At 46.4% G+C, this 756-nt stretch carries 2 protein-coding genes; both read right to left on the minus strand.

The annotated features are described in order from the left end of the window. Nucleotides 1-598 (minus strand): replication protein (locus PsAD26_RS29485; protein ID WP_153041551.1); only part of this gene is annotated, 598 nt, incomplete at its 3' end. Nucleotides 599-630: 32 nt separating this feature from the next. After that, a partial coding sequence (locus tag PsAD26_RS29070) for a CII family transcriptional regulator (RefSeq protein ID WP_244278312.1) occupies nt 631-756 on the minus strand: 126 nt, incomplete at its 5' end.

Consider the following 756-nt stretch of genomic DNA (forward strand, 5'->3'; position numbering starts at 1 on the left):
ACTCTGCGGCGGTCAGGTCTTCTGCTGTCCCCCACTTGCTGCCGCTCTGAATTGCAGCATCCGGTTTCACCACAGAAAGGTCGTTTTCTGGCTGGTCAGAGGATTCGCCAGAATTCTCTGACGAATAATCTTTTCTTTTTTCTTTTGTAATAGTGTCTTTTGTGTCCCCCTGTTTTGAGGGATAGCAATCCCCCAATTTGAGGGATGTTTTATCCCTCGTTTTAGGGGATTTTCCCTCGTTTTGAGGGATGCACCATTCTGAGATGTTTTTATTTGGTCCAAACATGCCGCCTTGCTGCTTGATAATATTCATTCTGACGAGTTCTAACTTGGCTTCATTGCACCGTTTGACAGGTAACTTTGTAATCTCGCTAAGTTGAGAATCGGTGATTCTGTCCATTGGTTTATTCCACCCATAGGTTTTACGCAGAATGGCAAGCAGCACTTTAAACTGTCGCTTGGTCAGATCTGCGCCCGAATAAGCCTCAAGCAGCATATTTGATAGTCTGGCGTAACCATCATCGAGATCTGCCACATTACGCTCCTGTCCGGCAAAGTTACCTCTGCCGAAGTTGAGTATTTTTGCTGTATTTGTCATAATGACTCCTGTTGATAGATCCAGTAATGACCTCAGAACTCCATCTGGATTTGTTCAGAACGCTCGGTTGCCGCCGGGCGTTTTTTATTGGTGAGAATCGCAGCAACTTGTCGCGCCAATCGAGCCATGTCGTCGTCAACGACCCCCCATTCAAGAAC

Source organism: Pseudovibrio sp. Ad26, assembly GCF_001623285.1.
Classification (GTDB): Bacteria; Pseudomonadota; Alphaproteobacteria; order Rhizobiales; family Stappiaceae; genus Pseudovibrio; species Pseudovibrio ascidiaceicola.